A 21,706-nucleotide genomic window follows, 5' to 3' on the forward strand; every position below is an offset into this window, starting at 1 on the left:
CCCGCCCTCGTTTTTTTGGAGATTTGCCATGTTCCACACACCTCGAATGCTCACCGCTAGCCTGGCCCTGGCCCTCGGCCTGGCCGCTGGCAACGCGCTTGCTGCGCTCTCGCCTCAAGACGCACAACAGCTCAAGGCCCAGCTCACCCCGTTCGGCGCCGAGCGCGCGGGCAATGCCGCCGGCACCATCCCGACCTGGGAAGGCGGCATCACCCAGGCACCCAAGGGCTATGAAAAGGGCAAGCACCATGTCGATCCCTTTGCCGGCGACAAGCCGCTGTTCACCATCACCAAGGCCAACCTGGAACAGTACAAGGCCAACCTGACGGCGGGCGAAATTGCCTTGTTCAACAGCTACCCCGACACCTTCCAGATGCCCATCTACCCAAGCCGGCGTTCCGGCTCGGCACCCCAGTGGGTGTATGACAACACCTTCAAGAACGCCACCAGCGCCAAGCTGCTGGACGGTGGCACCGGCTTCGCCGACGCCTTTGGCGGCGTGCCGTTCCCCATTCCACAAAGCGGTGTCGAGGCATTGTGGAACCACATCACCCGCTACCGTGGCACCTACGTGGTCCGCCGCGCCTCGGAAGCGCCCGTGCAACGCAATGGCAGCTTTGCCCTGGTGACGGCGCAGCAGGAAGGGCTGTTCAACTACTACCGCCAGGGCGGGCAGTACGCCGACCTGAAGAACATCCTGTTCTACTACCTGACCTTCGTAAAAAGCCCGGCCCGCCTGGCCGGTGGTGCGACCCTGGTACACGAGACCCTCGACCAGATCAAAGACGCGCGCCAAGCCTGGATCTACGACGCCGGCCAACGCCGCGTACGCCGCGCGCCGAACCTGGCCTACGACACACCGATCTCATCCTCCGATGGCCTGCGCACGGCGGACGACACTGACATGTTCAACGGCTCGCCGGATCGCTACGACTGGAAACTGCTGGGCAAGAAGGAAATCTACATCCCCTACAACAACTACAAAGTCGCCAGCGCCGACGTGAAATACGCCGACCTGCTCAAGGTCGGCCACCTCAACCCGCAATACACCCGCTACGAACTGCACCGCGTGTGGGTCGTCGAAGGCACCCTGAAACCGACGGCGCGTCACCTGTACTCCAAACGCGTGCTGTACCTCGACGAAGACAGCTGGGGCGCAGCAGTGGTTGATCAGTACGACGGCCGTGGCGAACTGTGGCGGGTGTCGATGGCCTACCTGAAGAACTTCTACGACCTGCCCACGACCTGGAGCGCATTGGATGTATTCCATGACCTGCAGGCGCGGCGGTACTACGTGCAGAACCTGGATAACGAAGAACCGCAGACGGTGGATTTTGGCCAGGCGATTCCTGAGGATTCGTACTTTATGCCGTCGGCGTTGCGGTTGCGGGGTACTCGGTAGGGCTGTTGCTGCTTAGTTAGCGAGAGCTGCACGTTAGGGTGCGGCTCTTGGCTTTTGGTCGCAAGCCTTGCGTGAGTAGTTGGGCTGATGGGGGGCTTTTAGATGGGATTAGATTGTTTGGGGTAATTAAAAAGCCGGCTTGTGGCCGGCTTCTCGGGGACTGGTTAAGTCTATTTTTGGTAAACCTCACCAGCCTTCAATCGTTCACTCAAGCGCTCGCCCAAGTGATAAAAGGGGCATCAGCGGGAACTCCTCCGCATCGCCGGTCAGGGTGTGTCGACGCTACGCCAACCCCTGCCAAATGTGCCGCGCATGATACTGACACTCCTCTCAGTTTTCCAGCGTCTGGTCTGATTTAGAGCTGTCGTAGCCGACCAAGTGCTCGTCCAGCGGGACCGGTGGGCGGCGGTTGTTGAGGGTGGACCACCAGAAGACCCAGCCCAGGATCTGTAGGTTTTGCTCGAAGCGTTGGTCGTAGGTCAGGAGTTCGTCGGGGTGTTCGTTGCTGTTGTGGCTGCGCATGCGCAGGCCGCCGCCGGGGCGGTTGTAGAGGTATTTGATACGGAGCATGCCGTCGTGCTCGAGGGCGTATATTTCGCCGTCGATGATTTGGGTGCGGCCGCGGTCAATGGCCAGGGTGGCGCCGTCCTGGATGATGTCGATCATGCTGTTGCCGACCATGTAGGCCCCCAAGGCGCGGTCGGCGGTGACGTTGAGTTGTTCCAGGGTGCGCAGGGAGAGGCGTAGGCTTTCCTGGGTGTTGAAGGAGGCGTGGAGGGGGATTTCCACGTCGATTTTTTCCGGGCCGCTGCTGGGGCCGCAGCGGTAGTGGCCGCAGTCTTCGCGGGCGGTAGCGCTGTTTGCGTGGTTGGGGCCTTCCAGCTGGAGGTTGGTCGGCGGGTATTTAGGGCCTTCGCCGGTGCGCAGCCAGCGGCTGGTGACAGACAGCAGTTCTGCTATTTCGTCGAGCCGGGCCATGGGCACGCCGCGCTTGAACCAGTTGTTCACGTGCTGGGGCGTGACGTCGCGATTCTTGGCGAAGTCGGATGCGGAAAGATGAACTTCCCGAAGTAACGTTCTTAAGCGATCACCTGATGTATTCATAAACGCAGAGTTTACTGGCCGGAAAATAAGATCAAATAAACTATGTGTTGAGTTGGTGTATGTAGGTATTTCCTTATTGGAAGTAAAGTCGCACTCCAAATTGATCAAGTTAAACGGTAGTTGTATTTATGTTTATCTAATTGAACTTGTCGTTTAAATTTTCCCACAAAAAAAGCCCCGAATGATCGGGGCTTTTTTGACTGCCTTGGCAATGAGTCGTGGTATCAGCCTTTGTAGGCCGCTACCGACTTCATGATCTCGGCACGGGCGGCGTCTGCGTTGCCCCAACCGTCGATCTTCACCCATTTGCCTTTTTCGAGGTCTTTGTAGTTCTCGAAGAAGTGCTTGATCTGTTCCAGCAGCAGTGGCGGCAGGTCGGTGTATTCCTTTACGTCGACATACAGCTGGGACAGCTTGTCGTGTGGCACTGCGATAACTTTGGCATCGCCGCCGCCGTCGTCGGTCATGTTCAGGATGCCTACCGGGCGGGCGCGGATGACCGAGCCTGGGGTGACCGGGTAAGGGGTCACGACCAGCACGTCGAGGGGGTCGCCGTCGTCAGCCAGGGTGTTGGGGATAAAACCGTAGTTGGCCGGGTAGAACATCGGGGTGGCCATGAAACGGTCAACGAACAGGCAGTCGCTGTCTTTGTCGATTTCGTATTTGATCGGCGCGTGGTTGGCCGGAATCTCGATGGCGACGTAGATGTCGTTCGGCAGGTCTTTGCCAGCCGGAATCTTGCTGTAGCTCATTGGGCGTTGCCCCCGTAGTTGGCCAAGTAAATTGGCCGGATTGGCCTAAAAGTGGCGGCGATTATAGGCATATTCCTGCGCCGATGCCACGCGCCAGACGTCGTACGGTACTTAGCCTTCAGTCTGATAGCGTGGGTCGCTGGCTTGCAGATGTTTGAGGCGGGCCAGTGGATCCTGGCGGTAAAAGTGGCTCAGTTGCTCGTAGACCTGTGGATAACTGTCGGCGAGCAAATCCGGAGCACTGAAAAAATATTCGCTGGTGACCGCAAAAAATTCCGCGGGGTTTTCCGCAGCATACGGATCGATGGCGGTTTCGGCGTCGGGGTTGTGGTCGAGCTGGCGGTTGAGGTCATCAAACGCGCTCTGCATCACGCTGGCCCACTCTTGTACGCGCATGTCGTGGTGCAGCGGCGGTAGGCCGTTGGCGTCGCCATTGAGCATGTCGAGCTTGTGCGCCAACTCGTGGATCACCAGGTTGTAGCCTTCCCAATTGCCGCTGGCCAGTACGCCCGGCCAGGCGAGGATCACCGGGCCTTGCTGCCAGGCTTCGCCGCTGTGTTCACCATCCCATTCATGTTCCACGCCGCTGGCGTCGCGATGGCGCTGGGGGCTGCGAAAGTCATCGGGGTAAAGAATGATTTCATGGAAGCCCTGGTACCACTCCAGGTCGCCCAGGTTCATCAGCGGCAGTTGCGCCTGGGCGGCGAGCAGCAGGCGTTGTTCCTGGTGCAGTTCGACCCCGGGCAGGGCAGTGAGGTGTTTTTCGGCGAGGAACAGCACGCTGGCCTCACGTAACCATTGGTCCTGTTCGGCGCTGATGCCGTCGAGGAAGGTCAGGTGATGGCGCACCCGTTGCCAGGTTTCATCGGCAACCGGGTGCTTGGCCAGGACGCGCCGGCGACGCCAGGCGCTGAGGGACCACATGGCCGATCAGTGCGGCTTGGCTTCGGAGGAGGTGCGGCCAAAACGGCTACGGACCACGCCAATGATCATCGGCACCAGCGACAGCAGGATGATGAACACCACCAGCAGCGACAGGTTTTTCTTGATGAACGGTACGTTACCGAAGAAGTAACCGAGGGTGACCAGGCCACCGACCCACAGAATGGTGCCCAGCACGCTGAAGCCGAAGAAGCGCGGATACGGCATTTTGGCGACACCGGCGACGAATGGCGCGAAGGTGCGCAGGATCGGCAGGAAGCGCGCCAGGGTCACGGTCTTGCCGCCGTGCTTGTCGTAGAAGTCGTGGGTTTTTTGCAGGTAGTCGCGGCGGAAGATTTTCGAGTTGGGGTTGCTGAACAAGCGTTCCCCTGCAGTGCGGCCGATCACGTAGTTGGTGCTGTCACCAAGGATCGCCGCGAGCATCAGCAGGCCGCCCAGCAGGACCGGGTCCATGCCGCCACCCGCAGCTACCGCGCCGGCAATAAACAGCAGGGAATCGCCGGGCAAAAATGGCATGACCACCAGGCCGGTTTCGCAAAAAATCACCAGGAACAGAATGGCGTAGATCCACGGACCGTAATTGGTTACCAGCAAGTCGAGGTAAACGTCGAGATGCAGGATAAGGTCGAGCGGGTTGAAATCCATGGATGGCACCTGTGTGAATGGCCCGACTCAGCGGGCCTGTGCGGAGGCAGCGGGTAATAAGGCTACGCGTGTATGCCGTTTTTCTTACAACCCTAAAAGGTCGGCATTATACGGATTGAATGATGAAAAGCGTGTTGGTTTTGTAGCGGGGGATGTCGCAGCTATTCTGACTAGCACTGATCCAAATGTGGGAGCGGGCAAGCCCGCTCCCACATTTTTTTGGTGTTTGGGTGAATGGCTTTTAGTCTTCGCTGATCGGCAATGTGTAGTTCTTGAACTCGGTGTCTTCACGAAAGCCCATGGACTCATAGGTCTTCTGCGCCACGGCGTTATCACTGCTGGTCGACACGCGCAAACGCACGGCATTGGTTTCCTTGGCCATTTTTTTTGCGGTGCGCATCAGGTTGTCGGCCACCAGTTGGCGGCGGGCATCTTCGGCGACGTAGATGTCATTGAGGATCCACACCCGTTTCAACGACAGCGAAGAAAAGCTCGGATACAGCTGGCAAAAGCCCAGCAGTTTGTGGTCGTCGTCATCCGCCAGGGCCAGGTAAATCACCGATTCCTTGCGCCGCAGGCGCTTTTCCAGAAAGGCCCGGGATGAGTCAGGAAAGGGCAGCGCACCATAGAATTCGCGGTATTTGACGAATAATGGGGTCAACAGGTCCAGGTGTTCCAGAGTCGCTTGAGTAATCCGCATGCTAGGCCTCAACTTCTATAGGAATACGACGGCAAACGGTCCATTACTCGGGCGCCCGCTGCTTGATGCTGCCTAAAGCGGCGAAAAATCGCAATCGTGCCGGCATCACTCCTTGGGTGGGCTGAGCAGGAAGTTGCCTTTCATCAGGTCAGGATCGTCCGACTCCAGGGTCTGAACCTGGGCCTCATCCTTGAGGTTGACTCCCGACAACTGCCGCCGACAGGCCTCGCGCATCAAGTACAGCAGGCGGTGCGCGGCCATCCCGTAACTCAGGCCCTCCAGGCGCACATTGGAAATACAGTTGCGGTAAGCATCGGTCAGGCCAACCTTGGGGTTGTAGGTGAAATACAGCCCCAGGCTGTCCGGTGAGCTGAGCCCCGGCCGTTCGCCGATCAGGATCACCACCATTTTGGCCCCAAGCAACTGGCCGATCTCATCGGCGACCGCCACCCGGCCTTGTTCCACCAGGATCACCGGCGACAATGACCAGCCTTCGGCGTGGGTCTGTTCTTCCATGCGTGTCAGAAACGGCGCGGTATGTTTATGCACCGCCAGCGCCGATAAACCATCGGCCACCACCACCGCCAGGTCCACCCCGCCCGGGTTGGCCAGGGCGTAGTCGCGCAGTATCTGTGCCGACTCATCGCTCAGGCGCCGCCCCAGGTCCGGGCGTTGCAGGTAGCTGTGGCGATCGGGCGCGGCGCTGTGCAGCAACAGGCTGTCGCGGCCGCGCTCGGTCATTTGGTTGCTCAGGCCGGCATGGTCAAACGGTAGGTGTACCGCGTCGCGGGCCTGGGCGTGGGCGAACTGGAAGTCCAGTTGCGCGCCCGTGGGAATGCTGGTGCCGGTACGGCCCAGGGCGATCCGCGCCGGGGTCAGGCGCCGCAGTTCCAGCCATGGATTATCGCTTTCAGGTGTGTCGATTTGCACTGGAGGCTCCTTCATCCCAATTGCGCCAAGGCGTGGCGGAAGGCCGGTGGCAGATTGTTGCCAAACCGCACCTTGCCATCGGCTTGGGTGAAGATGCCCATTTTCGCCAGCCACTGTTCAAATTCCGGCGCGGGCTTTAAGCCCAGGGTTTGCCTGGCATAGAGCGCGTCGTGGAAGGAAGTGGTCTGGTAATTGAGCATGATGTCGTCGGAGCCCGGGATGCCCATGATGAAGTTGATCCCGGCTACGCCCAGCAGGGTCAGCAGGGTGTCCATATCGTCCTGGTCGGCTTCGGCATGGTTGGTGTAGCAGATGTCGCAGCCCATGGGCACGCCCAGCAGCTTGCCGCAGAAATGGTCCTCGAGGCCGGCGCGGATGATCTGCTTGCCGTTGTACAGGTACTCGGGGCCGATAAAACCGACCACGGTGTTGACCAAAAACGGCTTGAAGTGCCGCGCTACCGCATAGGCACGGGTTTCGCAGGTTTGTTGGTCAATCCCAAAGTGGGCATTGGCCGACAGAGCGCTGCCCTGGCCGGTTTCGAAATACATCAGGTTTTGCCCCAGGGTCCCGCGATTCAGGCTCAAGCCCGCGTCGTAGCCCTCCTGCAGCACACTCAGGCTGATCCCGAAACTGGCGTTGGCCGCCTCGGTGCCGGCAATCGACTGGAACACCAGGTCCAGCGGCACGCCACGGTTGATGGCTTCGATGGAGGTGGTGACGTGGGTCAGCACACAGGCCTGGGTCGGGATTTCGTAGCGCTGGATGATCGCATCGAGCATTTCCAGCATGGCGCAGATCGAGGCGATGCTGTCGGTGGCCGGGTTGATGCCGATCATGGCGTCGCCGTTGCCGTACAGCAGGCCGTCGAGGATGCTCGCGGCGATGCCCGCCGGCTCATCGGTCGGGTGATTGGGTTGCAGGCGCGTCGACAATCGCCCGCGCAGGCCCAGGGTGCCGCGAAACTGGGTGACGACGCGGATCTTCTGCGCCACCAGCACCAGGTCCTGCACGCGCATGATCTTCGACACGGCGGCGGCCATTTCCGGGGTCAGCCCTGGCGCCAGGGCGCGCAGGCTGTGTTCGTCGGCCGCGTCGCTGAGCAGCCAGTCCCGCAGGCCGCCGACGGTCAGGTGGCTGACCACGGCAAAGGCCTGCTGGTCGTGGGTGTCGATGATCAGGCGGGTGACTTCATCGCTTTCGTACGGGATCAGCGCCTCTTCCAGGAAGTGCTTCAACGGGATATTGGCCAGGGCCATCTGCGCCGCCACCCGTTCGCCGTCGTTCTGCGCGGCGACGCCGGCCAGAAAGTCCCCGGAGCGGGCGGGACTGGCCTTGGCCATCACGTCCTTGAGGCTATCGAAACGGTAGGTCAATGCACCGACCGAGTGGGAAAAACTTGCCATACAGACTCTCCATGACGGCGCGGGCGTTGGCCCGCGCCGTGGTTTACGGCGTTTAGTGCAAGGCGGCCTCTGCGGCCTGGATCGCCGCGAATTCCTCTTCCGGCGTGCCTGCTACCAAGTGATGCCGACTGTAGAAAGCAAAGTAAGCAATTAATACTCCATAGATGATCGCGGCGCCAATCACCACGCGCGGATCCACCAGGAAGCCCGCCACTACAGCGATGCAGGCCAGTACCAACGCCAGGCCCGAGGTGAAGATGCCGCCCGGTGTGCGGTATGGCCGCTCCATTTTGGGGCGACGGATGCGCAGGGTGATATGCGCGGCCATCATCAACACGTAGGAAATGGTTGCGCCAAATACCGCCACCAGGATCAGCAGGTCGCCCTGGCCGGTCAGCGACAGGCCAAAACCGATAATCCCGGGAATGACCAGGGCCAGCACCGGCGCCTTGCTTTTATTGGTTTGCGACAGTTTGCGCGGCAGGTAGCCCGCGCGGGACAGGGCGAAAATCTGCCGGGAGTAGGCGTAGATGATCGAGAAGAAGCTCGCGATCAGCCCGGCCAGGCCCACCAGGTTGACGAAGCTGCCCATCCAGGTCGAGCCACCATAGGCCAGGGCCAGGGATTCCACCAGCGGGTTGCCGGACTTGACCAATGCCAGGGTGCCGGCACCGCCCGGAGCGATCACCAGGATCAGCAGGGCGAAACTGGTGAGCACCACAATCGCGCCGATCAGGCCACGGGGCAGGTCGCGCTTGGGGTTCTTGGTTTCTTCGGCGGCCAGGGGCACGCCTTCGACGGCGAGGAAAAACCAGATCGCATAAGGGATCGCGGCCCACACGCCCACGTAGCCGAACGGCAGGAAACTGCTGGCGCCCTTGGCCTCGGTCACGGGAATGTCCAGCAGGTTGGCGACGTTGAAGTGCGGCACCATCGATACCAGGAACACGCCCAGGGCAATGGCGGCGACGGCGGTGATCACGAACATCAACTTCAGCGCTTCACCGACGCCAAAGATATGGATGCCGATAAAGATGATGTAGAACGCCAGGTAGATCATCCAGCCGCCAATGCCGAAGAGCGACTCGCAATAGGCGCCGATAAACACCGCGATCGCGGCGGGGGCGATGGCGTATTCGATCAGGATCGCCGTGCCGGTAAGGAACCCGCCCCAAGGGCCGAAGGCGCTGCGGGCAAAACCATAGCCGCCGCCCGCCGTAGGAATCATGGAGGACAGTTCGGCCAGGGAGAAACACATGCACAAGTACATGGTGGCCATCAGCAATGTGGCGAGAAACATCCCGCCCCAGCCGCCCTGGGCGAGGCCGAAGTTCCAACCGGCGTAGTCGCCGGAAATCACATAGGCCACGCCGAGGCCGACCAGGAGCACCCAGCCGGCGGCGCCTTTTTTCAATTCTCGTTGCTGGAAGTATTCGGAGCCGACTTTTTCGAAGTCGACGGAGGATCCTGTCGGTTCGCTAGGCATGGGGAAGTACCTTTCATTGTTATTGTTTTAGCTCGACATCTTTGTGCCGGATGAGGAAGCAAGCACTTGGCGACGTTCATTGTAGGAGCTGGCTTGCCAGCGATGGGGCCGGTCAAGTCAGCATCTTTGCTGAATGTGGAATTGCTATCGCTGGCAAGCCAGCTCCTACAGTTGGTTGCATTTCAAATGTAGGAGCGGCGTACCATTTAGTAGAGGCTTAGAAGAAGCCCAGTGGGTTGATGTCGTAGCTCACCAGCAGGTTCTTGGTCTGCTGATAGTGATCCAACATCATCTTGTGCGTCTCACGGCCCACACCGGATTTCTTGTAGCCACCAAACGCCGCATGCGCGGGGTACAGGTGATAGCAGTTGGTCCACACACGCCCGGCCTTGATCGCCCGGCCCATGCGGTACGCGCGGTTGATGTCGCGGGTCCACAAGCCGGCACCCAGGCCAAACTCGGTGTCGTTGGCAATCGCCAGGGCTTCGGCTTCATCCTTGAAGGTGGTGATGCTTACCACCGGGCCAAAGATTTCTTCCTGGAACACGCGCATCTTGTTGGTGCCCTTGAGCAGGGTCGGTTGGATGTAATAGCCGGTTGCCAGGTCGCCGGTCAGTTTCTCCACTTTGCCGCCGGTCAGCAGCTCGGCGCCTTCGCCTTTGGCGATTTCCAGGTACGACAGGATCTTGTCGAACTGCTGCTCGGACGCCTGGGCGCCCACCATGGTGTCGGTGTCCAGCGGGTCGCCACGTTTGATCGACTCGACCTTCTTCATCACCACTTTCATGAAGTCGTCGTAGATCGACTCTTCCACCAGCGCGCGGGATGGGCAGGTGCACACTTCGCCCTGGTTGAAGAACGCCAGCACCAGGCCTTCGGCGGCCTTTTCGATAAATTGCGGTTCGGCTTTCATGATGTCGGCGAAGAAGATGTTCGGCGACTTGCCGCCCAGCTCAACGGTGGACGGAATAATGTTCTCGGCCGCGCAATGCATGATGTGCGAGCCCACCGGGGTGGAGCCGGTGAAGGCGATCTTGGCGATACGCTTGCTGGTCGCCAGGGCTTCGCCTGCTTCCTTGCCGAAACCGTGTACCACGTTCAGTACGCCCGGTGGCAGCAGGTCGCCGATCACTTCCATCAGCACGTTGATGCCCAGCGGGGTCTGCTCGGCGGGCTTGAGTACCACGCAGTTGCCTGCGGCCAGGGCCGGCGCGAGTTTCCAGGCGGCCATCAGCAGCGGGAAGTTCCACGGGATGATCTGCCCGACCACGCCCAGGGGTTCGTGGAAGTGATAGGCGGCGGTGTGTTCATTGATCTCGGCGCTGCTGCCTTCCTGGGCGCGGATGCAGCCGGCGAAGTAACGGAAGTGGTCAGCCGCCAGGGGGATATCGGCGTTGAGGGTTTCGCGCACTGCCTTGCCGTTGTCCCAGGTTTCGGTGACGGCCAGCAGTTCGAGGTTCTGTTCGATGCGGTCGGCAATCTTGAGCAGCACCAGCGAGCGGTCCTGGGCCGAGGTCTTGCCCCAGGCGTCGGCGGCGGCGTGGGCGGCGTCCAGTGCCTTGTCGATGTCCTTGGCTGTGGAGCGTGGGAATTCGGCGATGGGCTTGCCGTTAACCGGCGAAGTATTGGTGAAGTAGTTGCCATCGACCGGGGCCACAAATTCGCCACCGATGTAGTTGCCGTACTTGGCCTTGAACGAAACGATAGCGCCTTCAGTACCGGGGTGTGCGTAACGCATGGTGGGTATCTCCTGACTTCTTATGTTTATTGGAGTGCAGCGTGGCTGCGCTTGATAAAGCGTAGAGCAAAGGTCGGGCCAGTGCCTTGCAGGCCAGGTAAATCAAGGGTTCTGGGTTTGTTGCAAGGCGTTGTTGTGACAGGTCTGGTACAGCCTGTGTGACACTTTGTGCCATGCAAGGTACAGCCTGTGACCCATGGGTCGCCCCGGGATTGCAATGCGCCAAGGCCTGGAGGATGCTGGGTGCCCCGGTCCGCGGTGTGTCCCACGCAACAGGAGAACAATAAGAATATGCACAACGATCATTTCAGCCGCCATGCCCGGCAAGTCCTGACGGTCACCCGTGGGCAAGACCCGCTGCACGGTCCCGGCAGCGACCCCTCGATTGCCCGCTCCTGGCTGCGCTGCCTGGAGGATTACCACCTTGACCCGGCCCTGACCGTCGCTCCCACGGTGCTGGAGCATGATCGCCTGCTGGAAAGCCGCGAGCGCCTGCAACAGGTGCTGCATATCGCCGGCACTGAAATGAACAATTTGCATCAACAGCTTTCCGGCGCCGGGCACGCAGTGCTACTGACCGATGCGCGAGGGGTGATCCTCAATTGCGTCACCGCGCCCAGCGAACGCAAGGTGTTCGAGCATGCCGGCCTGTGGCTCGGCGCCGACTGGAGCGAGGCCTGCGAAGGCACGAACGGTATCGGCACCTGCCTGGTGGAGCGCCAGGCCCTGACCATTCATCGCGACGAACACTTTCGCGGGCGCCATACCGGGTTGACCTGCTCGGCCAGCCCGGTGTTCGACCCCCATGGCGACCTGCTGGCGGTGCTCGACGTGTCCTCGGCCCGCGAAGCGGTGTCGCGCCAGAGCCAGTTCCACACCATGGCGCTGGTCAATCTTTCGGCGAAGATGATCGAGAGCTGCTATTTCCTGCGCCACTTTGAAAACCACTGGCTGCTGCGTTTCCACCTGCAGGCCGAATCCGTGGGCCTGTTCAGCGAAGGGCTGTTGGCGTTCGACGGTGAAGGGCGGATCTGTGCGCTCAACCAAAGCGCGCAGAACCTGCTCGGCCAGCCACGCGGACGCCTGTTGGGCCTGCCGGTGGAGATGTTTTTCGACTGCACCCTGGATGACTTGCTTGGGCGCGCCAGTTCCAACGCCAGCGCCAGTTGGCCCTTGCGTACCCGTGATGGGCGCGGCCTGTTTGCGGTGCTGCGTGGCGAAGCCCGGCGCGCCCCCAGCCCGGTAGTAGCGCCGCCGCCCAAGGTCGAGCGGCCGCACTTGCCGGGCATCTGCCTGGGCGATGAGGCGCTGCAGAATGATTTTCGCAAGGCCCTGCGGGTTTTTGAGCGCGACGTGCCACTGCTGATCAATGGCGAAACCGGCTCCGGCAAGGAGGCCTTCGCCAAAGCTGTACACCACGCCAGCCAACGCGCCGACAAAGCCTTCGTGGCCCTGAACTGCGCGGCCATCCCGGAAAGCCTGATTGAGAGCGAGCTATTTGGCTACCGCGGCGGCAGCTTCACCGGCGCCCGCAAGGAAGGTATGCGCGGCAAGCTGCAACAGGCAGATGGTGGCACGCTGTTCCTCGACGAGATCGGCGACATGCCCCTGGCTTTGCAGACCCGGCTATTAAGGGTGCTGGAAGACCGGTTGGTGGTGCCCATTGGTGGCGAGCCGCAAGCGGTGAACGTGCGCATCATCAGCGCCACCCACCGGGACTTGCTGGCGCGGGTCGCCAACGGCACCTTCCGTGAAGACTTGTACTATCGCCTCAACGGCCTGGAAGTGGCGTTGCCGCCGCTGCGCGAACGCAGTGACAAGTCCCAGCTACTGGACTTTCTACTGGCGCAAGAAGCAGACGGACAGGCGATAGCACTGGCTGTCGAGGCTCGTCAGGCGCTGCTGGATTATTCCTGGCCGGGAAACGTGCGCCAACTGCGTACGGTGCTGCGCACACTGGCCGCCCTGTGTGACGGTGGGCGCGTTGGGCTGGACGACTTGCCGGCGGTCATCCGCCAGGTTCCTTCTCCGGCACATATCTCCGTACAGCGGGGCAAGCAACCTTTGGAGGACGCCGAACGCTTGGCATTGCTGACCACGCTGGAGCAGCAGCGCTGGCATATGACCCTGGTCGCGGAGCAGTTGGGCGTTAGCCGCAATACGCTGTATCGCAAGCTACGCAAGCATGGCATCGCTCTGCGCTCAGCGGGCTGAATCGAGACGAGGGCAGCGCCAGCCCTCTTGCGCCTTTCTTGGCGCATTCACTCGCGCGTCGGCACCGTACGGGTTAAATCTGTAGTCAACCGGCTTTTAGATAAGTGTGTTTTAACTTGGCGGTGTGAGGTTTTTTTTTGGAAGTGAATGTGAAGTAATTATTTAATGCGGGCGTTCTGCTTTTTTAAGCTTGCAGCTATTGCCGCTAATGTGGAGTGTTGCGAGTTGTAATGACTGCTTTAATTTCCCTGCTTAGTGGAACTGAACGCTAGTTTATTCGTACTCAAGGTGAAAGGACGGTTCATTATTTTAGAGCGATTGGCTCTAGGCGTAGGCAAGTTTTGTTCAGGCGTCATGAACGTATTTTTACTATTGAGGTGATGATATGAATGTTACAGGTTTGCCTGTTTCGGTTCCGTTGCAAGTGAAAGATTTAATGCCTGGTATTTCCAATCAACAGGCGTCAGCCAGTACCCAAGGTGCTCCGAATTTAAATGAAGTAGCGGATGAGTTACAGGCCCAGGGCTCCAGCGCGGCCAATAGCACGGGTGAGCATTCGGGTGATGGTTCTGTGCGTGTTAAAAGAGGGTTTAAAGTCCGTAGTTTTCCCAGGGGAATGACCTCGGTCAGTCTTAATTCGCCAAAAATCCCAACTATTGGGCTAGAAGGTAAGTTTGTACCTACATCAAGTTTGGGCCCCCGTGTGCCTGTCGGCCCTCGCAACAGCAAGGCAATCAGTGACTTCAGGGAGATTGCGTTCAAGACGCAGCACCCTGGCTCGTCGCTCTCTGGGCCGGCAAAGCCCGTGGTCGCACAACCCAAGACATTTGGTGATGTGGCAGCCAACCTGATTGCGGCAGATCGCCTAGTCAAGGCGGGCGTGTTTAAGACCGATACTTCCCTGAAGACTGTTACCCGTGATGCTTTTGTGAATGCTTCTATAAATGGGCTTGTCAGCACGCCGTTGAGTGTTGGCACTTACGCGGGGTCTGTCTGGAGTGGTGAAAGTATCAAGGGCAGTTTTACCGCTTCTACCCCATTACTACCTCCTGCTCACCTGCCAGCCCCGAGTAAACTCCCTAATGGCGTGGCGGCAGCAGGTAGTACTGGGTCGCAAGACGCCTCAATGGTGAGTTTGCGCCTGGAAAACGCCGAGATAAAATATTTGTATGCGGCTAATACGATCCAGACATTAGCTGAAGGTGGCGAAGCCGCGGCTCTTGGGAAAAGTCCGAACTGGCCAACCGAGACCGATGCTCGCCTTGACACTCTCGAGAAACTGTACGGTGCAGCAGAGAAAAACCTGGAGGCGGTCGCCACGCAAAACGATTTTGTTTTCAGGCCCTACAAAGCAGAAGCGACGCCCGGGACCCAAGATGCTGCTGGACGATTAGACGCGCTTGATAAAAGGAATGAAGCGATCAATAAAGGGATTGGCAGGTTAGTGGCCATTCGAGAGTTGGAGACGCAGCGCAAAGAATGAGGGTTTTTAAGTAAGGCTTTCTTGTTTTCGATTCGTTAGTTTGAGTGTGATTGTATATTTCCTTGAGTCGCTTTCCAGGCCCCGGTGTTGTAGGGAAGTCCCGAACTCCGGGCCTGATTTCAGCTTATAAACACCCAATGGCGGTGGGTCCCGGCTAGCCACGATCAATGACTGAAAAGATCGCACGTCAATCGCTAAAAGAGTGCGATTTTTCCCACCCTACGCTAACCTGCCTCGATGTTTTACGAGGTCGACTATGCACATTCATATTCTCGGTATTTGCGGCACCTTCATGGGTTCGATGGCGGTCCTGGCCAAAGAGCTGGGTCATCATGTCACCGGCTCCGATGCCAACGTCTATCCGCCCATGAGCACGCAATTGCAGGCCCAGGGCATTGAGCTGACCCAAGGTTACGACCCGGCGCAGTTTGATCCGGTGCCGGACCTGGTGGTGATCGGCAACGCGATGTCCCGTGGCAACCCCGCCGTGGAATACGTGCTGAACAAAGGCCTGCCTTATGTTTCCGGACCGCAATGGCTGGCTGACCATGTGCTGCAAGGCCGTTGGGTGTTGGCGGTGGCCGGTACCCATGGCAAGACCACCACCAGCAGCATGCTGGCCTGGGTGCTGGAACACGCGGGCATGAGCCCCGGCTTCCTGATTGGCGGCGTACCGCAGAACTTCTCGGTGTCGGCGCGCCTGGGCGATACCCCGTTTTTTGTTATCGAAGCCGATGAATACGACAGTGCGTTCTTCGACAAACGCTCCAAATTCGTTCACTACCGCCCGCGCACGGCGATCCTGAACAACCTGGAGTTCGATCATGCGGATATCTTCCCCGATCTGCCGGCCATCGAGCGGCAATTCCACCACCTGGTGCGCACCATTCCCAGCGAAGGCCTGGTGATTCATCCCACCACTGAGCCGGCCCTGCAGCGCGTGATCGAGATGGGCTGCTGGACCCCGGTGCAAACCACCGGCGCGGGCGGGCAATGGCAGGTCAAGCTGTTGAGCGAGGATGGCTCCAAATTCGAAGTACTGTTTGAGGGCGAGGCCCAGGGCATTGTCGATTGGGACATGACCGGCCAGCACAACGTTGCCAACGCCTTGGTGACTCTGGCGGCAGCCCGGCATGTCGGCGTGGTGCCGGCCATGGGTATTGCCGCGCTGAGCGCGTTCAAGAGCGTCAAGCGGCGTATGGAAAAGGTCGCTGAAGTGAATGGGATTACCATCTACGACGACTTTGCCCACCACCCCACGGCGATTGCCACCACCCTCGACGGCTTGCGCAAGCGTGTCGGCGATGCGCCGGTGATCGCGATTATCGAGCCACGCTCCAATTCCATGAAACTGGGCGCGCACCGTGATGGCCTGCCGGAAAGCGTCAACGATGCCGACCAGGTGGTGTGGTACGCGCCGGCCAACCTGGGTTGGGACCTGGCAGCCGTGGCCAGGCTTTGCACCGTGCCCTCGATTGTCAGCGACTCCCTGGAAGGCATCATCGAACGGGTCAAGAGCCAGGCCAAGCCCGGTACCCACGTGGTGATCATGAGCAATGGCGGCTTTGGCGGCCTGCACGGCAAACTCGCCGAGGCGCTGCGATGAACGGGCCGGAGCGCATCACCCTGGCGATGACCGGCGCGTCCGGCGCACCTTATGGGCTGCGCTTGCTCGATTGCCTGGTGCGCGAAGACCGCGAAGTGCATTTCCTGATTTCCAAGGCGGCGCAATTGGTGATGGCCACCGAGACTGATGTCTCGCTGCCGCCCAAGGTGCAGATGATGCAAGCCTTCCTCACTGAATACACCGGTGCGGCGGCGGGGCAGATCAAGGTCTATGGCAAGGAAGACTGGATGTCACCGGTCGCATCCGGTTCCGGTGCGCCAGCGGCGATGGTAGTGGTGCCATGTTCCACTGGCACCTTGTCGGCGATTGCCACCGGGGCGTGCAACAACCTGATCGAGCGCGCGGCGGATGTGACCTTGAAGGAGCGCCGCCAGTTGATCCTGGTGCCGCGCGAGGCGCCGTATTCGAGCATTCATCTGGAGCACATGCTCAAGTTGTCGAACATGGGCGTGACCATCTTGCCGGCGTCGCCAGGCTTTTATCACCAGCCGCAGACCATTGATGACCTGGTGGATTTTGTGGTGGCGCGGATTCTCAACCTGCTGAACATCCCTCAGGACATGCTGCCGCGCTGGGGCGAGCATCATTTGAGCAGCGATGAATAAAACCCTGCTGATCGTGCTGGCGCTGCACCTGACGGGCTGCGCCACCGCACGCACCCTGGATGCGGCGAAACCCGGTGCGCCGGTGGTGTATGCGGGCACGCGCCTGGATCTCTATGCGATGCAGGGTGGTTGCTGTGCGATGGATCGCTTTGGTGCCGAAGCGCCGAGCTATCCGGGCCTCGACCTGCCGGCGAGCGCGCTGCTCGACACGCTGCTGTTGCCGCTGTCGGCGTTGACGGTATTGGGGGTTGGGTTTAATGCGACGGGTGGGTTGTAGCCTGTAGCGGTGGATGTTGTGTGGGCGGGCCCCATCGCAGGCAAGCCAGCTCCTACAGGTGATCGGTGAATACATTCGAGTGCAGGAGCCGGGCTTGCCCGCGATGAGGCCCGCCCGGTCAGCGCAGATTCACTTGCCGAGCTTACGCAACTCATCCGACTCGACAATCCGCACCCCATCCTGCTCTTCCAGCGCCAGGCGCCACATGGCCCGGGCCAGTTCACACACTTCGATGCCGCGATACTTGCCGGGAATCAGCCGCGACAACGGCCCCGCAAGTTTCTCCGCCAGGCGTGTCTCCAGGCGTTCGCCCAGTAGCAGCGAAGGCCTCACGATGGTCAGTTGTGGCCAGCCCTGGGCCTGCAGGGCCTGCTCCATCTCGCCCTTGACCCGGTTATAGAACACCGAGGATTTTGGGTCGGCGCCTATGGCGCTGATTACGATCAGGTGCCGTGCGCCCATGTCCCGGGCGCGCTTGCCGAATGCCACGACCAGATCCAGGTCAACCGCGCGAAAGGCCTGTTCGGAGCCAGCCTGCTTGAGGGTGGTGCCCAGGCAGCAGAAGGCCAGGTCGACCCGGCCGCTCAGTTGTGGCAGCAATACGCTGGGGTCGCCGACCGGGTTTTCCAGGTGCGGGTGTTCTGCCAGCGGGCGGCGGCTGGGCGCCAGTACGCGGGTGACGGTGGGCTCGTTGAGCAGGCGGTCCAGCAGATGTTCCCCGGTCAAGCCCGAGGCTCCGGCAAGCAATATATGCTGAGGCGTCAAGTACATGGTGTTTCCCCCCTTGATACAGTTTCAGCTTAGTTGCTCTTTGCTTCCTTGCTATTGATAGAGACGCTTTCCAGCGCCTTTCGTGCCTGCTGTTTACGCAATAATTGCCAACGCGCGATCACGCCCTTGGGCGCCCAGATCTGTGGTTCGGAGGCTTCGAAGTTGTCAGCCATTTCGCGCTCGGTCACATGCCGTTGCGCCAGCTTGAAGGCGTGCTGCAAGTCGTCGGTCTGGGTCAGGGCCTGGGCAAACAAGGCGTCGCCGAAGTAGGTGAAATTGGCCTCTTCGGAGCAACCGAACGACACGCGATCGGCGCGGGAGGCGGTCATGATCAGGGTGTGCTCATCCTTGAGCGCCGGGATGAAACCACCGGAGTAACACGCGGAAATCACGATGACCTTGTCGCGGTTTTTCAGTGGTGCCATCACCGCAGCCAGTTCGTCGCTTGGCAGGTCGGCCAGCTCCATGCGGGGTTGGTCGAGCACCAGTTGGTGTTCATGGGTGCCGTGGCTGGTCAGGTAGATAAACACCAGGTCTTCGGGGCCGGTGCGCTCGGCCAGGGTCTGCACGGCGCGGCGCAGGCTTTCGCGGGTCGCCATCGGGCGGTCGGCGATATGGTCGCGGTGGTTGACCAGGCGGATCTGCCCGCGCGCGCCAAAGCGGCTGGCCAGCAGGTTGCTGACATAATCTGCCTCACGCAGGAATACGCTTTGCTTGCCGTCACCGGCCACCACCAGGCTGTAGAGCTCGACGGCCGGGGTGGACGCTGGCACGGCCGCGAGGGCGTCGTCAAGCAAATGGCCCTGGGCCAGGACTCCGACTTCCAGGGCATCGGGCAACAGCTTGCCGTCGGCATCGCGCACGCGCAGGCCGTTGGCCCAGGTCCCGGCCTGCACCGTGCCATCGGTGAGCACCAGGGTGCCCTGGCCGTGATAGCTGTCGTTGTCGAAACCGCCGATATAGAAGCTGCCATCACTGAGGTTCAAGCGCCCTTGACCGGTAAAGCGCCAGTCACTGAAGTGCCCGATGTAATGGCTGCCATCCACGCCGGTCAGTTCGCCTTTGCCACTCAGGGCGCCTTCGCGGAATTCGCCGGTCCACACGTCGCCGTCGGCGTTTTCGTAGCGGCCCTTGCCGTTGAGCTGGTTCTGTTTGAAGTGGCCGATGTACATGTCGCCTTCGGCGCTGTTGAAGGTGCCGTTGCCTTCCAGCTGGCCGTCGACGAAGCGCCCGCTGAACTGGTTGCCGCTGTCGTCGTTGCGCTGGCCTTCGCCGTTGGGTTTGCCGTGGGCGAACAGGCCCTGGTATTGGCTGCCGTCTGCCAGCTCCAGGCGGCCGAGGCCGGAATACTGGTCGTCCTTGAATTCGCCGCGATAGGTCATCTGCCCCTCTTTGAGGGTGCCTTCGCCGTTGCGCCGGCCTTGCTTGAAACCGCCGACGTAGGTGTTGGCCGCTGTGGTCAAGGTGCCTTGGCCATCGAACAGGCCTTGCTGGAACTGGCCTTTATAGACCTCGCCATTGCTGCCATGCCATTCGCCCTGGCCGTGCCACTGGCCCTTGTCGAATTGCCCGGCGTACCAACTGCCATTGGGGTAATCCACCCGGCCCTGGCCTTGCAGCAGCCCATCGACCACATCTCCGCGATAACGCCCGCCGTCCGGCAGCCGGGCATCGGGCGGCAACAGGGATTCGCCGTCGCCGCAAGCGGTGAGCAACAAGGCGAGAGCAAGGGGGACGATTGGGCGCATAGCGGGATCCGGATAATTGAGCGCCGAGTATGCCGCAGCGGGCGAAGCTATACCTAGTGGTCTATGTGTGAATTAGGACTTGTCGGCGATGGCGCGCCTGCTGGCGCTATCGCCGGCAAGCCGGCTCCTACGGGTGCATCAGACGAAGCACAGTGACAACGACTCGGCGATGTAGGCCGGTTTTTCCTGGCCGTCGATTTCCAGGGTGCAGGTGGCCTTGAGCAGCCACTGGCCGGGCTTTTTCTCGGTGGCGTCGGTGAGGGTCACCGCCAGGCGCACCTTGGAGTTGACCTTGACCGGCTGGATAAAACGCACGCTGTCCAGGCCGTAGTTGACCGCCATCTTCAAGCCCTCGGGCATGATCAGGATGTCTTCGATCAATTTGGGGATCAGCGACAGCGACAGGAAACCATGGGCGATGGTGCTGCCGAACGGGGTCTGGGCGGCTTTTACCGGGTCGACGTGGATGAACTGAAAATCGCCGGTCGCTTCCGCGAACAGGTTGATACGCTCCTGGTCGATGGTGAGCCATGCGGAACGTCCCAGTTCCTTGCCGACATAATCATTGAGTTGCGCTACAGGTACGAAGGGCATTGCGACTCTCCTTGGTTCATCGATCTCTCCCTGGCGGCGCGGGCACGCGTGTACCGGCAGGGGTGTTGTTGTTTTAGGTAGATTGCAGAGAACCAATGTAGATCATCATGGGCAAATGGCCCGGTCAACCCACCATGCTTTTGGCGAATGCCAGTTCATAGGGGCGGCATGCTTATAATGCCCGGGGGCTTTTGGGGAGAAGGCGGATGTTGTTACGCGGTCTTACATGGTTGGTGTTGTTTCAATTGCTCGGCACGGCGATCAATCACTTGTTCCTGCCGGTCTTGCCGGGACCGATTGTCGGCCTGCTGTTGCTGCTGGCGTACCTGGTGTGGCGCGGCGAGGTCGGTGAACCGCTGAGCCTCGCGGCCGGCAGCCTGTTGCGTTACCTGCCATTGCTGCTGGTGCCGCCGGCAGTGGGGGTGATGGTGTATGCCAAGGACATTGCAGCCGACTTCTGGGCCATCGTCGGTGCGCTGGTGTTGTCGCTGGTGATCGCCATGGCGTTTGTCGGCGTGCTCATGCAAAAACTGGTCAAGCGCCAGGCACAGCGGGAGGAGGGGCAATGACCTTCGATTGGCAGGGCGCGTGGGCGGCGGTCATCCACCATCCGTTATTTGGCATCGGCATCACCCTGGGCGCCTATCAACTGGTGCTGGCGGGGTTCGAGAAAACCCGCTGGATTTTCCTGCAACCGGTGCTGGTCTCGATGTTGCTGGTGATCGGCGTGCTGCTGGGGTGTGGCCTGACCTATGTCGAGTACCGCAAAAGCACCGAAATCATGAGCATCCTGCTGGGCCCGGCCACCGTGGCGCTGGCGGTGCCGCTGTATCTGAACCTGCGACGGATTCGCCAGTTGTTCTGGCCGATTTTTACTACGCTGGTGGTGGGGGGCGTGTTTGCCACTGGCCTGTGTGTATGGCTGGGTTGGTGGTTTGGTGCCGAACACATGGTGCTGATGACCATGGCGCCCAAGTCGGTGACCTCGCCGATCGCCATGCTGGTGGCCGAGCAGATCGGCGGCGTCGCGGCACTGGCGGCGGTGTTCGTGCTGATCACCGGGGTGATCGGTGCGATGATCGGCCCGGCCTTTTTGTCGCGCCTGGGGGTACATAGCCCGGAGGCACGGGGCATGGCCCTGGGCATGACCGCCCACGCGGTCGGCACTTCGGTGGCGTTGCAGGAGAGCGAGGAGTGCGGTGCCTTTGCGGCATTGGCGATGAGTCTGATGGGCGTGGCCACGGCGGTGTTCCTGCCATTGGCCGTGTCTTTAGTGATCTAA

Annotated in this window: 20 protein-coding genes; 8 read left to right on the forward strand and 12 right to left on the reverse strand. The window is 60.5% G+C overall.

Translation table 11 applies throughout. The features are described 5' to 3' along the window. Positions 1-28 precede the first annotated feature (28 nt). On the forward strand, positions 29-1,402 hold the full coding sequence (locus tag AC19YY_RS23025; RefSeq protein WP_172312312.1) for a DUF1329 domain-containing protein: 1,374 nt from the start codon (positions 29-31) through the stop codon (positions 1,400-1,402). 330 nt (positions 1,403-1,732) lie between these two features. Here the strand turns inward: AC19YY_RS23025 and AC19YY_RS23030 are convergent, their stop codons facing one another. The 9 genes from AC19YY_RS23030 to exaC all read right to left on the reverse strand — a co-directional run bounded on the left by AC19YY_RS23030 (position 1,733) and on the right by exaC (position 11,105). Further along, positions 1,733-2,506, reverse strand: coding sequence for a LexA family transcriptional regulator (locus tag AC19YY_RS23030; RefSeq protein WP_500604932.1), 774 nt, complete (start codon positions 2,504-2,506; stop codon positions 1,733-1,735). A gap of 224 nt (positions 2,507-2,730) precedes the next feature. Then, complete coding sequence (gene ppa, locus AC19YY_RS23035; RefSeq protein WP_003176323.1) at positions 2,731-3,258, reverse strand: inorganic diphosphatase; 528 nt, start codon at positions 3,256-3,258, stop codon at positions 2,731-2,733. 111 nt (positions 3,259-3,369) lie between these two features. Next, a complete protein-coding gene (locus AC19YY_RS23040; protein ID WP_170041665.1) occupies positions 3,370-4,182 on the reverse strand; it encodes a M90 family metallopeptidase in 813 nt (270 codons plus the stop codon). Positions 4,183-4,188: 6 nt separating this feature from the next. Next, entirely contained in the window at positions 4,189-4,845 is a 657-nt protein-coding gene (locus tag AC19YY_RS23045; RefSeq protein WP_169865984.1) for a DedA family protein, read from the reverse strand. Between the two features lie 241 nt (positions 4,846-5,086). After that, entirely contained in the window at positions 5,087-5,545 is a 459-nt protein-coding gene (locus AC19YY_RS23050; RefSeq protein WP_076964951.1) for a GNAT family N-acetyltransferase, read from the reverse strand. Positions 5,546-5,650: 105 nt separating this feature from the next. Then, positions 5,651-6,490 (reverse strand): ethanolamine ammonia-lyase subunit EutC, encoded by an 840-nt coding sequence (gene eutC, locus AC19YY_RS23055; protein WP_172312308.1) that lies wholly within the window; start codon positions 6,488-6,490, stop codon positions 5,651-5,653. Further along, positions 6,487-7,881, reverse strand: a complete 1,395-nt coding sequence (locus tag AC19YY_RS23060) for an ethanolamine ammonia-lyase subunit EutB (RefSeq protein WP_169951269.1) — start codon at positions 7,879-7,881, stop codon at positions 6,487-6,489. Before AC19YY_RS23060 ends, eutC begins: the two co-directional genes overlap by 4 nt. 52 nt (positions 7,882-7,933) lie before the next feature. After that, entirely contained in the window at positions 7,934-9,367 is a 1,434-nt protein-coding gene (gene eat, locus AC19YY_RS23065) for an ethanolamine permease (RefSeq protein WP_169951267.1), read from the reverse strand. Positions 9,368-9,584: 217 nt separating this feature from the next. After that, on the reverse strand, positions 9,585-11,105 hold the full coding sequence (gene exaC / locus AC19YY_RS23070; protein WP_169951264.1) for an acetaldehyde dehydrogenase ExaC: 1,521 nt from the start codon (positions 11,103-11,105) through the stop codon (positions 9,585-9,587). 291 nt (positions 11,106-11,396) lie between these two features. Here exaC and AC19YY_RS23075 point away from each other — a divergent pair, with 291 nt between their 5' ends. From AC19YY_RS23075 to AC19YY_RS23095, 5 genes are all read left to right on the forward strand, one after another. After that, complete coding sequence (locus AC19YY_RS23075) at positions 11,397-13,319, forward strand: sigma-54-dependent Fis family transcriptional regulator (RefSeq protein WP_500604933.1); 1,923 nt, start codon at positions 11,397-11,399, stop codon at positions 13,317-13,319. Positions 13,320-13,704: 385 nt separating this feature from the next. After that, the gene (locus tag AC19YY_RS23080; RefSeq protein WP_432754669.1) at positions 13,705-14,802 is read left to right on the forward strand and encodes a hypothetical protein; all 1,098 of its coding nucleotides are present in this window, start codon (positions 13,705-13,707) and stop codon (positions 14,800-14,802) included. A 256-nt stretch (positions 14,803-15,058) separates the two neighbouring features. Then, the gene (mpl, locus tag AC19YY_RS23085; protein ID WP_170041667.1) at positions 15,059-16,408 is read left to right on the forward strand and encodes a UDP-N-acetylmuramate:L-alanyl-gamma-D-glutamyl-meso-diaminopimelate ligase; all 1,350 of its coding nucleotides are present in this window, start codon (positions 15,059-15,061) and stop codon (positions 16,406-16,408) included. Beyond that, entirely contained in the window at positions 16,405-17,034 is a 630-nt protein-coding gene (gene ubiX, locus AC19YY_RS23090; RefSeq protein WP_169951254.1) for a flavin prenyltransferase UbiX, read from the forward strand. Before mpl ends, ubiX begins: the two co-directional genes overlap by 4 nt. Further along, positions 17,027-17,311, forward strand: coding sequence for a YceK/YidQ family lipoprotein (locus tag AC19YY_RS23095; RefSeq protein ID WP_169951252.1), 285 nt, complete (start codon positions 17,027-17,029; stop codon positions 17,309-17,311). Before ubiX ends, AC19YY_RS23095 begins: the two co-directional genes overlap by 8 nt. A 129-nt stretch (positions 17,312-17,440) precedes the next feature. On the opposite strand, the gene AC19YY_RS23100 is transcribed toward AC19YY_RS23095, so the two are convergent. From AC19YY_RS23100 to AC19YY_RS23110, 3 genes are all read right to left on the reverse strand, one after another. Further along, on the reverse strand, positions 17,441-18,082 hold the full coding sequence (locus AC19YY_RS23100) for an oxidoreductase (RefSeq protein ID WP_170041668.1): 642 nt from the start codon (positions 18,080-18,082) through the stop codon (positions 17,441-17,443). 29 nt (positions 18,083-18,111) lie between these two features. Beyond that, the gene (locus tag AC19YY_RS23105; RefSeq protein ID WP_169951246.1) at positions 18,112-19,830 is read right to left on the reverse strand and encodes a C13 family peptidase; all 1,719 of its coding nucleotides are present in this window, start codon (positions 19,828-19,830) and stop codon (positions 18,112-18,114) included. Between the two features lie 138 nt (positions 19,831-19,968). Beyond that, the gene (locus tag AC19YY_RS23110) at positions 19,969-20,424 is read right to left on the reverse strand and encodes a MaoC family dehydratase (RefSeq protein ID WP_169951243.1); all 456 of its coding nucleotides are present in this window, start codon (positions 20,422-20,424) and stop codon (positions 19,969-19,971) included. Positions 20,425-20,630: 206 nt separating this feature from the next. Between AC19YY_RS23110 and AC19YY_RS23115 the strand changes: the two genes are divergently transcribed. Together AC19YY_RS23115 and AC19YY_RS23120 are read left to right on the forward strand one after the other, a co-directional pair. Further along, positions 20,631-20,993 (forward strand): CidA/LrgA family protein, encoded by a 363-nt coding sequence (locus AC19YY_RS23115; protein ID WP_057438999.1) that lies wholly within the window; start codon positions 20,631-20,633, stop codon positions 20,991-20,993. Continuing rightward, positions 20,990-21,706, forward strand: a complete 717-nt coding sequence (locus AC19YY_RS23120; protein ID WP_076964939.1) for an LrgB family protein — start codon at positions 20,990-20,992, stop codon at positions 21,704-21,706. The genes AC19YY_RS23115 and AC19YY_RS23120 overlap by 4 nt, the downstream gene beginning before the upstream one ends.

Source organism: Pseudomonas sp. MF09156 (assembly GCF_059862305.1).

Bases quoted from the DNA above. Each gene is read 5' to 3' on its own strand.
- AC19YY_RS23025 (WP_172312312.1), top strand. From the start codon at position 29: ATGTTCCACACACCTCGAATGCTCACCGCTAGCCTGGCCCTGGCCCTC.
- AC19YY_RS23030 (WP_500604932.1), bottom strand. From the start codon at position 2,506: ATGAATACATCAGGTGATCGCTTAAGAACGTTACTTCGGGAAGTTCAT.
- ppa (WP_003176323.1), bottom strand. From the start codon at position 3,258: ATGAGCTACAGCAAGATTCCGGCTGGCAAAGACCTGCCGAACGACATC.
- AC19YY_RS23040 (WP_170041665.1), bottom strand. From the start codon at position 4,182: ATGTGGTCCCTCAGCGCCTGGCGTCGCCGGCGCGTCCTGGCCAAGCAC.
- AC19YY_RS23045 (WP_169865984.1), bottom strand. From the start codon at position 4,845: ATGGATTTCAACCCGCTCGACCTTATCCTGCATCTCGACGTTTACCTC.
- AC19YY_RS23050 (WP_076964951.1), bottom strand. From the start codon at position 5,545: ATGCGGATTACTCAAGCGACTCTGGAACACCTGGACCTGTTGACCCCA.
- eutC (WP_172312308.1), bottom strand. From the start codon at position 6,490: ATGAAGGAGCCTCCAGTGCAAATCGACACACCTGAAAGCGATAATCCA.
- AC19YY_RS23060 (WP_169951269.1), bottom strand. From the start codon at position 7,881: ATGGCAAGTTTTTCCCACTCGGTCGGTGCATTGACCTACCGTTTCGAT.
- eat (WP_169951267.1), bottom strand. From the start codon at position 9,367: ATGCCTAGCGAACCGACAGGATCCTCCGTCGACTTCGAAAAAGTCGGC.
- exaC (WP_169951264.1), bottom strand. From the start codon at position 11,105: ATGCGTTACGCACACCCCGGTACTGAAGGCGCTATCGTTTCGTTCAAG.
- AC19YY_RS23075 (WP_500604933.1), top strand. From the start codon at position 11,397: ATGCACAACGATCATTTCAGCCGCCATGCCCGGCAAGTCCTGACGGTC.
- AC19YY_RS23080 (WP_432754669.1), top strand. From the start codon at position 13,705: ATGAATGTTACAGGTTTGCCTGTTTCGGTTCCGTTGCAAGTGAAAGAT.
- mpl (WP_170041667.1), top strand. From the start codon at position 15,059: ATGCACATTCATATTCTCGGTATTTGCGGCACCTTCATGGGTTCGATG.
- ubiX (WP_169951254.1), top strand. From the start codon at position 16,405: ATGAACGGGCCGGAGCGCATCACCCTGGCGATGACCGGCGCGTCCGGC.
- AC19YY_RS23095 (WP_169951252.1), top strand. From the start codon at position 17,027: ATGAATAAAACCCTGCTGATCGTGCTGGCGCTGCACCTGACGGGCTGC.
- AC19YY_RS23100 (WP_170041668.1), bottom strand. From the start codon at position 18,082: ATGTACTTGACGCCTCAGCATATATTGCTTGCCGGAGCCTCGGGCTTG.
- AC19YY_RS23105 (WP_169951246.1), bottom strand. From the start codon at position 19,830: ATGCGCCCAATCGTCCCCCTTGCTCTCGCCTTGTTGCTCACCGCTTGC.
- AC19YY_RS23110 (WP_169951243.1), bottom strand. From the start codon at position 20,424: ATGCCCTTCGTACCTGTAGCGCAACTCAATGATTATGTCGGCAAGGAA.
- AC19YY_RS23115 (WP_057438999.1), top strand. From the start codon at position 20,631: ATGTTGTTACGCGGTCTTACATGGTTGGTGTTGTTTCAATTGCTCGGC.
- AC19YY_RS23120 (WP_076964939.1), top strand. From the start codon at position 20,990: ATGACCTTCGATTGGCAGGGCGCGTGGGCGGCGGTCATCCACCATCCG.